Origin of the sequence: Arsukibacterium sp. (assembly GCF_033722355.1) — a bacterium.
In the GTDB taxonomy this organism is placed as follows: Bacteria; Pseudomonadota; Gammaproteobacteria; order Enterobacterales; family Alteromonadaceae; genus Alishewanella.
This window is the reverse complement of the sequence record NZ_JAWVZF010000063.1, coordinates 1-15,095: the sequence shown is the minus strand read 5'-3', so window position 1 is coordinate 15,095 and position 15,095 is coordinate 1. Positions and strand designations below refer to the sequence as shown.

10 protein-coding genes are annotated in these 15,095 nt (G+C 52.1%); 7 read left to right on the top strand and 3 right to left on the bottom strand.

From position 1 onward, the window contains the following. Positions 1-2,338, top strand: a 2,338-nt coding sequence (locus R3177_RS07780) for an alpha-2-macroglobulin family protein (RefSeq protein ID WP_318970473.1), incomplete at its 5' end; no start/stop codon positions are given. A 12-nt stretch (positions 2,339-2,350) separates the two neighbouring features. Then, entirely contained in the window at positions 2,351-4,765 is a 2,415-nt protein-coding gene (gene pbpC, locus R3177_RS07775; protein WP_318970472.1) for a penicillin-binding protein 1C, read from the top strand. On the opposite strand, the gene egtD is transcribed toward pbpC, so the two are convergent. Continuing rightward, positions 4,762-5,748 (bottom strand): L-histidine N(alpha)-methyltransferase, encoded by a 987-nt coding sequence (gene egtD, locus R3177_RS07770; protein ID WP_318970471.1) that lies wholly within the window; start codon positions 5,746-5,748, stop codon positions 4,762-4,764. The genes pbpC and egtD overlap by 4 nt on opposite strands. Further along, positions 5,748-7,022, bottom strand: a complete 1,275-nt coding sequence (egtB, locus tag R3177_RS07765; protein ID WP_318970470.1) for an ergothioneine biosynthesis protein EgtB — start codon at positions 7,020-7,022, stop codon at positions 5,748-5,750. The genes egtD and egtB overlap by 1 nt, the downstream gene beginning before the upstream one ends. Before the next feature lie 237 nt (positions 7,023-7,259). Between egtB and R3177_RS07760 the strand changes: the two genes are divergently transcribed. Beyond that, on the top strand, positions 7,260-8,621 hold the full coding sequence (locus R3177_RS07760) for an amidohydrolase family protein (protein WP_318970469.1): 1,362 nt from the start codon (positions 7,260-7,262) through the stop codon (positions 8,619-8,621). 44 nt (positions 8,622-8,665) lie between these two features. Beyond that, positions 8,666-9,844, top strand: coding sequence for a 23S rRNA (uracil(747)-C(5))-methyltransferase RlmC (gene rlmC / locus R3177_RS07755; RefSeq protein ID WP_318970468.1), 1,179 nt, complete (start codon positions 8,666-8,668; stop codon positions 9,842-9,844). Here the strand turns inward: rlmC and R3177_RS07750 are convergent. Further along, positions 9,841-10,152, bottom strand: a complete 312-nt coding sequence (locus R3177_RS07750) for a hypothetical protein (protein WP_318970467.1) — start codon at positions 10,150-10,152, stop codon at positions 9,841-9,843. The genes rlmC and R3177_RS07750 overlap by 4 nt on opposite strands. A 136-nt stretch (positions 10,153-10,288) precedes the next feature. On the opposite strand from R3177_RS07750, the gene imuA reads away from it, so the two are divergent. The 3 genes from imuA to R3177_RS07735 form a co-directional block, all read left to right on the top strand. Then, on the top strand, positions 10,289-11,026 hold the full coding sequence (imuA, locus tag R3177_RS07745; RefSeq protein ID WP_318970466.1) for a translesion DNA synthesis-associated protein ImuA: 738 nt from the start codon (positions 10,289-10,291) through the stop codon (positions 11,024-11,026). A gap of 7 nt (positions 11,027-11,033) precedes the next feature. Beyond that, on the top strand, positions 11,034-12,428 hold the full coding sequence (locus R3177_RS07740) for a DNA polymerase Y family protein (RefSeq protein ID WP_318970465.1): 1,395 nt from the start codon (positions 11,034-11,036) through the stop codon (positions 12,426-12,428). 20 nt (positions 12,429-12,448) lie between these two features. Beyond that, positions 12,449-15,095: error-prone DNA polymerase (locus tag R3177_RS07735; RefSeq protein WP_318970464.1), on the top strand; the 2,647-nt coding region annotated here is incomplete at its 3' end.

Genomic DNA, 15,095 nt, shown 5'->3' with positions numbered 1-15,095 from the left:
CGATATGCTGATTTATGGGGTTGATGAGGGCATTTTGCAGGTAGCGGGTTATCAGCTGCCGGATCCGTTAGGCCACTTTTTACAAAAGCGTGCTTTGCAGGTGCGCAGCCTGCAAATGCTCGATTTAATTCTGCCAGCGTTTAGTTTGCTGCAACGCCAGCTGGCCGGCGTCGGCGGTGATGACCGGGAGCGGATGGCAATGGCCGCAGAGATGATGCTGCAGAAAAACCTGAATCCGTTCGCAAGCCGGGCCGAACAACCCGGGGTATTCTGGTTAGGCATGGTTAAAGCCGGGCCCGACATCCAGCAGCAACAAGTGCAGGTGCCGGCCAGCTTCAGTGGTAATTTAAAACTGATGGCGGTGGCACTGAGCGATACGGCGCTGGGGGCGCACAGCATTGATGTTCAGGTGCGCGGGCCTTTCGTGTTAACGCCGCAAGTGCTGCCAAGCGCGGCACCGGGCGATGAGTTCGAGGTCAGTCTCAATGTTGCCAATGGTGTGCAAGGCTCGGGTGATAATGCGCCTGTCAGCGTCAGTCTGACCCTGCCTGAGGGAATAACTGCAGTCAGTCCGTTGAGCCAAAACCTGCAAATCAGTGAAGGCAGTGAGCAAAGTGCCCGTTTTCGCTTAAAAGCCGGCGAAAATCCCGGGGAATTTTCCGTTAGCTTCAGCGCCCGCTATCAGCAGGGCACGTTGCTGGAGGAATCAAACCGGCAGGTCAGTTTCAGTATCCGGCCGGCCAGTCATTATCAGACGACGCTGCAGGTTGGTTACAGTGACAAGCTGCCCGTGACGTTAACCACCCGCTACCCGCTGTACAGCGAGTTGGCCAGGCTTAATATCGCCGCATCGGCTAATCCGCTGGTACTGGCTGAAAGCTTTACTGATTATCTGGCCAGTTACCCGCATGGCTGTACCGAGCAGGTGGTGTCGCAGGTATTTCCCTGGCTCGGGCTGGTGCAGCAACCGGGATATCAGGCGCGCCTGGAGCAGGTTCAGCAGCAGTTTTCCGTGTTAATTCAGAAACTTGCTGAGCGTCAGCAAAGTGATGGCGGCTTCAGTTTCTGGCCGGGTGGATACAGCACAGCAGATTTTCCCAGCCTTTATGTCATGCACTTTTTAATGGCTGCCCGCGAACAGGGGCTGGCGGTGCCGGATTATCTGTACCGGCAGGGCCTGAGTTATCTGCATCAGGTAGCGCGGCAAAGCGGCGGCAATTTATATCAGGCCCGGCTGCGGGCCAATGCGATTTATCTGTTAACCCGTAGTGGCATTGTTACCAGCAATTATCTGGTTGAACTGCATGAGCGGCTGCAACAGCAACATCAGCAAGCCTGGCAAACAGACATTACTGCTATTTACATGGCAGCCAGCTATCAGCTGATGCAACAGCCCGCGGTGGCCCTGGGCTTAATCGGCGATTACCGGCTGGGCGAAAGCTCTGCCATGCAGCAGGCCTATTTGCAGCGTCGGCAGACGCAACGGCTTGCTCCGTTCGCTAACCCGGTGTTCCAGCCCCAGCTGAGCCTGGATGCGCAGTATGTTTACCTGTTAGCCCGGCATTTTCCTGAGCAGGCTAAAGCACTGGATAAAGCGCATATTATCACCCTACTGCAGCCGGTTTTTGACGAAAAATACAACACCATCGGTTCATCCTATGCCGTGTTGGCGCTGGCAGCTTACAGTCAGTTGCAACCGGTGGCGAATGCTGCTGCGCCGCAGCTTTATCAGCTGACAGCTGCCGGTGAGCGGACAGCACTGATGGCTGCTGATAACCGCAGCAGCTTACCGCGGTTTGCTTTTAGCAGCGACGCTAAGACGTTACTGATTGAGCGCGCCGCAGGCAGTGACAAGGCCCCGTTGTTTTATGCGTTAAGTGAGAGTGGTTTTGCGAAAACCCTGCCAGTTTCCGCCCGGGCTGAACAGCTGGAAATTGTCCGCGACTACTTAAACAGTAAAGGAGAGGTTGTCAGTGAAGCACATCAGGGCGATGAACTGACCGTCCGGCTCAGACTGCGCAGTACAGATAATAACTGGCATAACAATATCGCTGTCGTTGATTTACTGCCAGCAGGTTTTAGAGTGGTGCGAAGTTCGGTGCAACGCGATAGCAGAGCAGAGCAAGGCCACTGGCGCGCAGATTATGTCGATATCCGCGAAGACAGGCTGGTATATTATGCGGCTTTCGGACCGCAAATGACTGAGCTGCGTTATCAGGTGAAAGTGACGACAGCCGGCGACTTTACCGTACCACCGGCAGCGGCAGAGTCGATGTACGATAACAGGGTTCACGCCAGTACGGCTGCCGGTCGTTTCATTGTGACAGCAGCCCGTTAAGGCCGCAGGCAGATGACGGTGCAAAAGCGACAGTCTGGCTGGCGGTCACAATTTAAGTGGCTGATGTACTGGCTGCTGTTGCCTGCCGGCACACTGTTACTGTTGGCGGTATTGCTTTTCGCTGTGTCAGCTAAACCGGATTTATATGCCGGTTATCAGCAGGGCAGCGCGTATTTTGCCGCTAATGGCGAACTACTCAGTCTGCAGCTGGCAGACGATCAGCGCTACCGGTTAAAACTGCCGCTTGCCGATATTGCCCCGGTAATCCAACGTGCCACCTTGTTGTACGAAGATCGCAAATTTTACCAGCATTTTGGCGTCGACTTCACTGCAATTGCCCGGGCTTTCTGGCAAGGCGTGCTTAAAAATGGCCGGCGGCAGGGTGCCTCGACGATCAGTATGCAGCTGGCGCGGCTGCGGTTTAAGCTGAACACCCACACTATCGCTGGTAAGCTGCAACAGGTCGGTTACGCGCTGTATCTGGAGCGCCATTTCAGTAAAGCTGAGTTACTGGAAGCCTATTTTAACTATGCACCCTATGGCGGCAATATTGAAGGCGTGGCGGCCGCCAGCCTGATTTACTTTGGCAAAGAAGCCAGCGAGCTGACTTTGCCCGAAGCGATAGCACTGAGTGTGATTCCACAAAATCCTAATCAGCGCAGCCCGCTAAGCCGCACTGGTCAGCAGCAGCTGGAGCTCGCGCGGCAGCGACTGACGGCTATCTGGCAGCAGCAAACTGAGCAGTCTGCACCATCGGCTGGCCCGTCATTACCGTTAAATTTACCGTTACATTATTTGAGCCGGGCTGATATACCGCAGCAGGCACCGCATTTTATTAATCAGCTGCGATCGCAACGCCAGCAGCGAGGCCGGTTTTACACCAGTCTGCAGTTGCCGCTGCAGCAACGGTTTGAGCAGCAGCTTAGCCGCTACTTACAGCGCCAGCAAGCCACCGGAATTAATAATGGCAGCGTGTTACTGATCAAGCGCAGTACCATGCAGATCCAGGCCTGGCTGGGGTCGGCTGATTTTAATAATGAGACGATTGCCGGACAGGTTGATGGGGTCACTGCCGCGCGCTCACCCGGCTCAGCCTTAAAACCCTTTGTTTATGCGCTGGCGCTGCAGCAGGGGCTTATTCATCCGAAAACCTTACTGACAGACTTACCACGCCGTTATGGCAGCTTTAATCCTGAGAATTTTGACCGCCAGTTTTCTGGACCTGTATCAGCAACAACGGCGCTGATTAACAGTCGCAATTTGCCAGCAGTGCAGCTGCAGGCTCAACTGCAACAGCCTGACTTTTATCAGTGGCTAAATGCCGCCGGCGTGCCGTTAGCCCAACCTGCCAGCCACTATGGCTTAGCCCTGGTGCTTGGCGGGATGGAGTTGAACATGGCACAACTGGTCCAGCTTTATGCCATGCTGGGTAATGGTGGTAAGTGGCAAGCCGTTAGCTGGCAACAGCAGCCAGCGCAAACAAACCAAAGCCAGTCATTGTTAAGCCCCGAGGCGGCATTTTTAACCCTCGATATGCTGCGCCAGCATCCGGGGCTGCAACGTGGAGCTCTCAGTGAGCTGACATCGCAACCACCGGTTGCCTGGAAAACCGGTACCTCTTATGCGTTTCGCGATGCCTGGGCTGTAGGGTTAAGTGGTGATTACGTGCTGGCGGTCTGGCTGGGGAATTTTGATGGCAGCAGTAATCCGAATTTAGTAGGGCGTAGCGCTGCCGGTCCGTTATTTTTTGAATTGCTGGCGTTGCTGCCACAAAACCAGCAGCAGGATCAGCAGCTGTTCAGCCCGGCGGCCAGTTTGAACCTGACAAAAGTGGCGCTGTGCAGCCGCAGTGGTGATCTACCCAATAAATATTGTCCGCAAACCGAGCCTGGCTGGTTTATTCCTGGTGTCTCACCGATAAAAGTATCTGATGTGCACCGGGCAGTGCCGGTTGAGATCCAAAGCGGGCTTCGGGCCTGTTTGCATCAGCCGGGCGTCACCAAGCTTAATGTGTTTGAATTCTGGCCATCAGACATCAGCAGTGCGATGCGCCAGGCTGGTATTATGCTGGCAAGCGCGCCGCGCTATGCCAAGCCATGCCCCGCTAATTTGCGGCGAAGCACTCAGCCGCCGCAAATACGCTCACCGCAGCCTGGCCTGACGTATGTTATCAGCCAGCCTGATCAGCAAAAACATCAGGGTGGGACAACGCAGGGGGCAAAGCAGCAAGCTATTGCATTGCAAGCAAGCTTCGATGGGGCGGTTACCCGGGCACACTGGTTTGCAGATAAGCGTTACCTGGGGGCGGTAGCACCGGGCGAGACCCTGTTCTGGCAGGGGCAACCCGGTCAGGTGCAGTTATCAGTGGTGGACGATTTAGGTGGTGCCACCAGTGTGACCATTGCGATAAACGTGTCGTCACGTTAACAGCGGTTTCTTAGCAGGTAGGTCGCGAATAGATCCTGCTCTGCCAGCCAGCTGCGTTCTACCTGCCAGCCTGCCGATTGCGCCAGCTGACAAAATTCATCCGGCGTGTATTTATAAGAGTTTTCGGTATGAATACTCTCACCGGCGGCAAAGGCCACGGCACTGCCAAAAACATCAACGACCTGCTGCTCAGTGCTGACCAGATGCATTTCTATCCGGCCCTGACCTGCGTTATAAAATGCATAATGCTCAAAGTTTTCCGGATTAAAATTGGCGCCCAGCTCGCGGTTAATCCGGGTTAAAATGTTGCGGTTAAAACGCGCTGTTATGCCATCGGCATCGTTGTAGGCCCGATGCAGATAACTTGGCGATTTTTTGGTGTCGACCCCGATAAGCAGACAGCTGTCCGGGCCCAGCGTGCAGCGGGCATTTTCTAAAAAACGGGCTGCCTGAGCCGGACAAAAATTACCAATGGTTGAGCCCGGGAAAAAGCCGATCTTTTGCTGATGGTCAAGCGCCGGCAGATCCACCGGAAAACAAAAATCTGCTACCACCGGCTTTACTGCCAGCTTTGGATAATCAGTTTGTAACTGCTGACAGGCCATTTCCAGATGAATGCCACTGATATCAATTGGAATAAATTGCCGGATATTACTGATGGTGCTGAGCAGAGGTTTAATTTTTACCAGCGAGCCGGCGCCAAATTCGACTATGGTGCAGTCTGAGCTGAAGCTATCGGCTAAATCGCTGGCGACTCTGGGCAGCAGGTTCAGTTCGGTTTGGTACGGATAATACTCCGGCAGCTGGCAGATCTGATCAAAATAATCTGAGCCCTGCTGATCATAAAAGTATTTGGCCTGGAGTTGTTTCTGCGGTAACGCCAGGCCGGTTAATACATCGTCAACAAAGTTGCGATCCACCACAGGGGTAAGCGGGGCAATAGTCACTTCCTGAGTATGAAACAGCGTCTGAGCTGATGGCATTATTGATCCTCCGCTAATCTGAGTCCGCTGAATTGCCAGCGCTGATGGGGGTAGAAAAAGTTACGGTAACTGCTGCGTAATTGCTGTCGCGGCGAAGCACAGGAGCCGCCGCGCAGTACAAACTGATTAGCCATAAATTTGCCGTTATATTCGGCAAGCTCGCCCTGTGCTGCATTAAACCCGGGATAACCGGTGTAGGGACTTTGGGTCCATTCCCAGACGTCGCCAAATACTTTTTGAAAATCCGGTTGGCTCTGACAGGAGGTGGGCTGCCAGATATGCTGCTCCAGAAAATTAGCATCGTTTATGGCCTCAGGCAGCGCCTCGGCAATCACTTCCCATTCCTGCTCGCGGGGCAAACGCTTGCCAGCCCAACGGGCAAAGGCGTCAGCTTCGTAATAACTGATATGACAGACCGGGGCAGACAGATTCAGCGGATGCAAACCACTTAAGCTGAAATGAAGCCAGCTGTTTTGCTGCTGCCAGTATAACGGCGCCTGCCAGTGTTGTTGCTGGCAATAATGCCAGCCATCAGAGAGCCATAATAACGGGTTCTGATAGCCGCCATCTTCGATAAACTGCAGCCATTCGCCATTGGTTACCGGTCGGCTGGCCAGTTTAAATGGCTGCAAAAAAAATTGATGACGGGGATTTTCACAATCATAACTAAAGCCCTGCTCAGTGGCACCAACCTGCACCAGACCGCCATCGTGGCTGAGCATATGCTGGGCCGGAATGTGCTGCTCAGCAGCATCCTGGCTGGCAGGTGGCGGGGTTTGCTGTAACGCCGGTGCCAGAGGATTAGCTGATAATAAATGCAGTATATCGGTTAACATCAGTTCCTGATGCTGCATTTCATGGTGTAAACCGACTGTCACTAATTCTGTTACGTCTGATAGCTGGCGTTGAAGTAACGGTATCATATGCCGCTCGATATGCTGACGATAGGCCAGAATGTCATCAAAGGGGGGCCGGGTCAGTAAGCCTCTGGCCGGGCGGGCATGCCTGGGACCTACTGCATCATAGTAAGAGTTAAACAGATAACAGTAATCTTTGCTGAACACCGGATAGTTTTCTGCAAAAGGTTGCAGGATGAAATGCTCAAAAAACCAGCTGGTATGGGCTAAATGCCACTTCAGGGGGCTGGCATCAGGCATAGACTGCACCACCATATCCTCGGCAGATAAACCTTCCGTTATTGCCAGTGTCTGGCGCCGAACCTGTTGAAAGTTGTCGATAACACCTGGCGCGAGCGCTTTGTTGTTTAATCCCATTTTACTCCCTGCAATGTTCTGCTTTGAACCACCCGCTAGCTGAATTTCCCACACAACTGCGCTGCCCTGACAAGCAGGGCTATTAATCAGTTTAGCAGCATATGCTGTTAATGCAGGCTGCAAATCAACTTAGCGGACCAAAGTGCTGTTTTATCAGACAGAATGAATGGTTAAGTGACGTTATTCCGGCTAAGTTAATAACTTGCCTGAAACTTCTTTCAACAGGGAACATGTGCCATGCGGATATTGATAACATTAATAATCTTGCTGATAGCAAGTGATACTTTTGCAGCAAACACGGCACTGGTTGGGGGGCGACTGATTGATGGTTATGGTAACGCGCCTCTGGCGAACAGTGTCATCCTGGTCAAAGACAACATTATTGTCCAGGTAGGGACAGTCGATACGTTGCCGATACCGGAAGGTTATACGGTGATTTCAACCGAGGGGATGGACGTCTTGCCCGGGCTTTGGGAGAACCACGCCCATCTGATGTTAAATGGTCATGCGGATTATGTGCACTGGGATAAAACTTATATTAACAGGCTGTCAGACGAAATTATGCCGGCCAGTGCCCTGCAATTGTTATTAGCGGGTGTTACCAGTGCCCGAGATTTGGGCGCGCCGCTGCAGGATTCAATTAATATCAAGCAACGAATAGCGTCAGGTGAGATCCCGGGGCCAAGGCTGTTTGTCTCGGGGCCGTTTTTGCAGCACAAAGCCTATCCGGGTACTGAAGCGTTTCGCTGGAGTATTAACAGCGTTAAGGACGCCAGACAAAAAGTCGATAAGCTGGCTGCAGCCGGTGTTGATATTATTAAATTAATTGATCAGGATAAAATGAGTTTGCAAGAAGCGCAGGCCATTGTTGAGCAGGCTCATAAACATGGACTGAAAGTGGTCGCTCATGCACACCGGCCTGATGAGATCCGCCGGGGACTGGTGATCGGAGTGGATAACTTTGAACATACCGGACTGACCACTGCGCCGGGGTTTCCGAAAGATGTGCTGAATCAGTTAAAAGAGCGCACGGCTACCGGCCGGGTGGCGGGCGGACCCTTATTCTGGACGCCGACGGTGGAAGGCTTATGGAATTATGATGCGATGGTGGCTAACCCGGAGCATCTTGATGCAGACTGCTGGCATCGGGGGTTAAAGCCTGACACCATTGCTGATATCAAACAGTCTTTGCAGCAGCCAGGCAAACTTAGCTATATGCAGCTGACACCACTTAGAAAACCAACCCTGAAAAATAAGATTGCCCAGCTACGGGAGGCCGGAGTGGTATTCCTGGTTGGCACAGACAGTGGGATCCCGACTAAATTTCACTGTCAGAGTACCTGGAATGAGTTAGCAGTCTGGGTAGATGTTATGGAGATCCCGGCCATGGATACGCTGCGGGCAGCGACTTACTGGCCTGCAGTGATGATGGGGGTATCGGATAAACTGGGCACAATTAGCGAAGGCAAGTACGCTGATATTATTGCAGTGAAAGGAGATGTCCTCAGGTACATTAACCGGCTGTCAGATGTCAGTCTGGTGATGAAAAACGGGGTGATTTACAAAAAAGAGGGGCGGGTGGTCGAAAATGTTTTGTAACTCACCCCGGTAAGCTGTGATTTGCCTTGGTACCAGCAGCCTGAGTGGTTAAACTAGCTGACTTACAGTCGAGGTCAGTTATGTTGTGTCAGCATTTTAACGCTAAACGTTGTCAGTCCTGTCAGTGGCTGGCGAAGCCCTATTCCCGGCAGCTGGCTGATAAACAGCAGCAACTGACGGAGTTAATGGCAGCGTATAAGCCCGTGCAAATTCTGCAGCCCCAGCCAAGTGAGCAGCAGAGCTTTCGGTATAAAGCAAAAATGGTGGTTCTGGGCAATGATGCTGCACCGGTTCTGGGAATTATCAATGCCCAAGGTGAGCAGGTCGATTTAACTGATTGCCCGTTGTATCCGCCAAGCTTTGCCCCGGTGTTCAGCCTGTGCAAAGCCTTTATCAGCCGGGCCCGCCTTACTCCTTATGACATTGCCAGCCGCCGGGGTGAGCTGAAATATATTTTACTGAGCCAGAGCCATGAAAGTGGCCGTTTTATGCTGCGCTTTGTCCTACGATCTAAAAACTGCCTGGCGGCCATAACCAAACATTTACCCTGGTTATTACAGCAATTGCCACAGCTTGAAGTCTGTTCGGTTAACCTGCAGCCCTTACCCGCTGCTATTTTGGAAGGGAGCGAAGAAATTGTATTAACGGCGCAAACGGTGCTGGCCGAGCAGCTTAATCAGGTGCCACTGTATTTACAGCCACAAAGCTTTTTTCAAACTCAGCCGGTAGTGGCTGCCAGTTTGTACCGGACCGCAGCGCAGTGGGCAGATGAACTGCAGCAACAGCAGCCCTTTGACCAGATCTGGGATCTGTTTTGCGGTGTCGGAGGCTTTGGTCTGCATCTGCTCAAGTCGGAGCAGCAGCTGGTGGGAATTGAAATTGCCCCGGCCGCTATTGAAAGTGCTAAGCGCTCAGCCGCTGAAATGGGCCTGCAACATGTCCGCTTTCAGGCGCTGGATGCCACTGCCTTTGCCAATGCTGCAGCAAAAGCCCCGGATTTAATGGTTGTTAATCCGCCAAGGCGTGGCTTAGGAGCAGGGTTATGTCAGGACATTGAGCGGCTTGCCCCAGCCTGGCTGCTTTACTCCAGTTGTAATGCCCAAACCCTGGCTCAGGATCTGGCGCAATTACCCCAGTATCAGTTACTGAAAGTTCAGCTGTTTGATATGTTTGCTCACAGCAGCCATTACGAAGTGCTGACCCTGTTACAAAAAAAGGCTTAATTTTTACCTTCTAAAATGCGGACAATTTGCCGGCTATGCTCAAAGAGCTCAATGATGGTGCCGTCAATCTGAACGGTGATAATACCATCGGCATCAGGTTTTTTCAGAACGGTGCTCCGGTGATAGTATTCATCTGCAAGATATTGTCCGGCAGAGAGCTTCTTCTGCCAGCCTGGCGGTAGGGGTTTGCCACTTTCCACTTTCTTTGCCAGGCCCGGAGGCAATGATTTTTCATGTTCGGGTTTAGCCATAACGGGCTGGCTTATCCCTATTGCCAAACTGCAAATAACGAATAGTGTTTTTTTCATATTGGAACTCCTTTTGCGATTAACTGGTGTTTTACCCCTTCTGAGCTTAATGCCAGCTTAATTCTTCGGGATAAGCTTTGCATCTGGCCGCCGCTTAGCTATACTGTATTAATATACAGTATTTGTGAGGTGGCTTATGTCAGCTTTGTTAGAGCAGCTAACCCGACGCCAGTTGTTATGGCAAGGTGATAGCCAGCAGCTGGCCTATCAGGCCGTCGCCTCTGGCTACCCTGAGCTTGATCAGCAGTTAGCCGGGGGCTTGCCGGCAACCGGGCTGATTGATATTCAAACCCAAATCGGTATTGGTGAGCTGCGGCTGTTGTTACCGTATTTGCAGACGCAACAGCAGCACAGTCAGCGTCTGCTGGCATTTATCAGTCCACCTGCTGAGCTGAGCGCTGATATGCTGAGCGCAAGCGGCCTTAAGCTTAGCCAGCTGCTGATTATTACCCCGGATAATCCAGCTGATAACTCTGCTCAAGCGGCAAAATCTGTGAAACAGGGTAGAACAGCCAAACCTTTGTCGGCCCAACAACAGGCGTTATGGGCAGCAGAGCAGTGTCTGCAAAGCGGTTGCTGTGCCAGTGTGCTGCTATGGCCTGCGGCAATCAGTTTAGCCCAGGCCCGGCGGTTACAGCTCGCGGCAGAGCAGGGTGCTGCCAGTATGATTGTTTTTCGGGATAGCGCTCAGACATTATGCCTGCCGGTGAATTTAAGTATCCGCCTGCAGCCCGATCCGCAAGGGCTTAAGTTAACTGTGCTTAAACGCAAAGGCAGCTGGCCGGCAGCACCGTTTAAGATAAGTATGCAACAGCAATGGCCAGCACTGTGTTTAGCCCCTGAGGCTGCTGAGCCCCTGCGTCAGACTGGCTAGGATGGCGATGTTCTTGTATCTGCATTTTCCGGCACTGCAGCTGGATCATCTGCTGCTTTCTGCAGCAAGCAGCAACTTGCCTGTCGCGCTGGTTGATCAGCAGCATCAGCTTGTGCAGTTAAATTGTGCAGCAACAGAGGCGGGTCTGAAACCGCAGATGGGACTGGCCAGTGCCGCAGCACTTTGTCCGGATTTGCAACTGCTGCCCTATCAGCCAGAGCAACAAACCAGAGTATTACACATTGTTGCCCAGCAGTTGTATCAGTTAAGTAGTGATATTGCAGAGGATCAGCCCTCAGGACTCATACTGCGTCTTGATGGCATGCTTAAGCTTTATGGTGGGCTTGAACCCTACTGGCAGGCACTTCGGAAAAAACTGGATAAACTGACTTATCGTTACCAGTACAGCTGTGGTGCTACTCCTTATGCGGCAAAATGTCTTGCTAATCAACAAGCCAGTTTAATGACGATCGATCCCAGCCAGTTATTACCAGCACTTAAGGCCAGTCCGCTCTGTGCCACTGAACTGTCTGATGATATGCAACAGCAAATGGCCAGGCTGGGTATTGATACTCTTGGCCAGTTACAGGCTTTGCCGCCGGCGGAACTGGCCCGGCGCTTCGACAGCCAGCTGCTCAGTTATCTGGGGCGGTTACGGGGCGATTATTATCATGCGCTGAAGTATCTGCAGCCAGAGCCCGGTTTCAGCCGCTACCTGGAGTTATTATTCGATATCAGCGACAGTTCGGTGCTGGCAAAACCATTAGTAAAATTGTTACAGCAACTGGAGCTGCAGCTTAGCCGTGCTAATTGCCAATGCTATCAGCTGCTGCTTAGCTTATTTTTCCGGGATAACCCACCACTGCAGCTCAGTATTGGTTCGGCCCAGGGTGAATATAAAGCAGACGCCTGGTTGCAGCTGTGTCAGCTGCAACTGCAAAATCTGCCGTTGCCTGAGCCGGTATATGGCCTGCAGCTGGATGTTAAGCATTTTGCCAGTCAGCAGAGCGTTACTGAAACATTATTTGCCCGGCATCAGGTCAGAATGTCGCCATTACAACTGATATCGCTGTTGCAGGCGCGTTTGGGGCAGCCGGCTGTCAGCAGCTTAACCCTGGAAAATCATCATTTACCCGAGCAAGCCAGCCAGCGCAGCCCGCCACTCGCCGGGGAGCAGCCTGCTCAGCCGGTATTTTCACTTCGTCCGGCATTTCTACTAAGCAGACCGCAGCCACTGACGGAAGCTGTGACTGTTTTGCAGGGGCCGGAGCGGCTGTGTCCTGATGGCTTTCAGCTGAGCACGCAACGGGATTATTTTATTGGCCGTAATCAGCAGGGCCAGTGGTTATGGTTATTTCGCACTGTCAGCCAGCAATGGTATGTCCATGGTTGGTTTAGTTAAATTGTTCAAAGGTCAGGGTCATGCATTACGCTGAGTTGTTTTGTCAAAGCCATTTTAGTTTTCTGCAGGGCGCGTCCAGCCCGCAGGAGCTGGTGACAGAGGCAGCAGCGCTTGGCTATCAGGCGCTGGCGATAACGGATGAATGTTCGGTAGCAGGAGTTGTCCGAGCTTACCGGGCAATAAATGAGCAGCAACTGGCGCTGAAATTAATTGTTGGCAGTGTTTTTATGCTCGATAAGCTGCAGCTGGTCATGTTATGCCCGTCTAAAGCCGCTTACAGCGAGCTGTGCCGGGTCATCACTAATGCCAGAAGACGCAGCACTAAAGGCAATTATCAGCTGACGGAATGGGATTTAATGTCGGTTAAGCACTGTTTTGTTTTATGGTTGCCAAGTGGAGAGTCTGCCAGTGACCAGTACTGGGGCGAGTGGCTTAAAAAGTACCATGGCAGCCGGTTATGGCTGGCAATGCGGCGCTATTTAAGCCATAACGAGCCGCAATTTAATCAGTATTGTCAGCAATTGGCCGGCCAGTACCAGCTGAGCCAGGTTAGCTGTGGTGGGGTTTTAATGCATCAGCCGGCCCGATTGGCATTGCAGCATTGCCTCAGTGCCATCCGTGCCGGTAAGCCGCTGCGGGAGCTGGGTCGCAGCTTGCTGAGTAATGCTGAGCGGTCGCTGCGGCCATTGCCAAAGCTGACTAAATTATTTCCGGCAAGCTGGCTGAATGAAAGCCGGGTTATTGCAGAGCGCTGCAGCTTTCATCTCAGTGAGCTTAAATATCAGTATCCGGCTGAATTAGTGCCAGAGGGGGAAACTGCCAGCAGTTATCTGCGAAAATTAGTGGAACAGGGCAGTAAAATTCGTTTTGCCGACGGTGTACCGCCCCATGTTCAGGCGCTGATTGAAAAAGAACTGGCTCTGATCAGTGAGCTTCACTATGAATATTTTTTTCTGACCATTTATGATCTGGTGCAGTTTGCCCAAAGTCGCAATATTTTATATCAGGGCCGTGGTTCAGCAGCAAATTCTGTGGTGTGTTATTGCCTGCAAATCACCGCTGTTGATCCACGGCAAATTCAGGTGCTGTTTGAGCGGTTTTTATCAAAAGAACGAAAAGAGCCACCTGATATCGATGTCGACTTTGAACATGAACGACGTGAAGAGGTGATTCAGTATCTGTATCAGAAATATGGCCGGGAGCGGGCTGCGCTTGCTGCGACGGTGATCAGTTACCGGTTTAAAAGTGCTTTGCGCGATGTTGGCAAAGCGCTGGGGTTACCAGACAGCCAGCTGGATTTTCTGGTTAAAAATATTCAGCGGCGTAATCCTGCAACCAGCTGGCAACAGCAACTGGGCGCTCTGGGGTTGGATGCGAACAGTGAAACCAGCCGCCAATTGGTGCAGTTAGTGGATGAACTGCGTGGTTTTCCGCGCCATTTATCGCAGCATGTGGGGGGCTTTGTTATTTCCGAAGGCCCGCTTTACGAACTGGTACCGGTAGAAAATGCCGCTATGGCCGACAGAACCGTGATCCAATGGGATAAAGATGATTTAGAAACGCTGGAGCTACTGAAAGTTGATGTACTGGCTTTAGGGATGCTTACCGCCATTCGTAAATGCTTTAATCTGGTTGAACGGCATTATCAGCGATCGCTCAGTATTGCCGCTGTTAATGCGCTGGGTGATGACCCGGCTGTGTATCAACGGATCCAACAAGCCGATACCGTTGGCTTATTTCAAATTGAATCCAGGGCACAAATGAGCATGTTGCCCCGCTTAAAACCGGCCTGTTTTTACGATTTAGTGGTACAGATTGCTATTGTCCGGCCAGGCCCAATTCAGGGCGATATGGTGCATCCGTATTTAAAGCGACGAAATGGCATTGAGCCTGTTAGCTATCCTTCCAGTGAGGTTGAACAGGTATTGAGCCGCACTCTGGGGGTACCGATTTTTCAGGAGCAGGTCATTGCCCTGGCGATGGTGGCTGCCGGTTTTAGTGGTGGTGAGGCTGATCAGCTGCGCCGGGCCATGGCCAGCTGGAAGAAAACCGGCGAACTGTTACCGTTTAAAGAGAAACTGATTAACGGCATGCTGCATCGTGGTTATCAGCTGGACTTTGCCGAGCGGATTTATCAGCAGATTTGTGGCTTTGGTGAATATGGTTTTCCCGAGTCACATTCGGCCAGCTTTGCCGTGTTGGCTTATATTTCAGCCTGGTTAAAGCATTATTATCCGGCGGCTTTTTATACGGCATTGCTTAATAGTTTACCTATGGGTTTTTACAGCCCCTCGCAACTGTTACAGGATGCCAGCAAGCATCAGGTTGAGTTATTACCGGTAACGGTAAATGGTTCAGGCTGGGATTATCAATTACAGCCGGGCCAACAGGGTTATGCTATCCGGCTGGGGTTGCGCCAGATTAAAGGCTTAAGCGCCAAAGGGGCTGAACGTTTACTGCAGCTTCGGCCTGCACAGGGGTACAGCTCACTTCACCAGTTACGTCAGGCAGGCCTTAATAGCAGCGATTTACAGGCGCTGGCCAGTGCTAATGCCTTAGCAGCAATTAGTGGCGACAGGTATAACAGTCGCTGGCAGTTACTGGATAAACAGCAAAGTTTGCCTTTATTCTGTGAAGAGGGGAACCCTGCCAGTGAGCAGGAGCAGG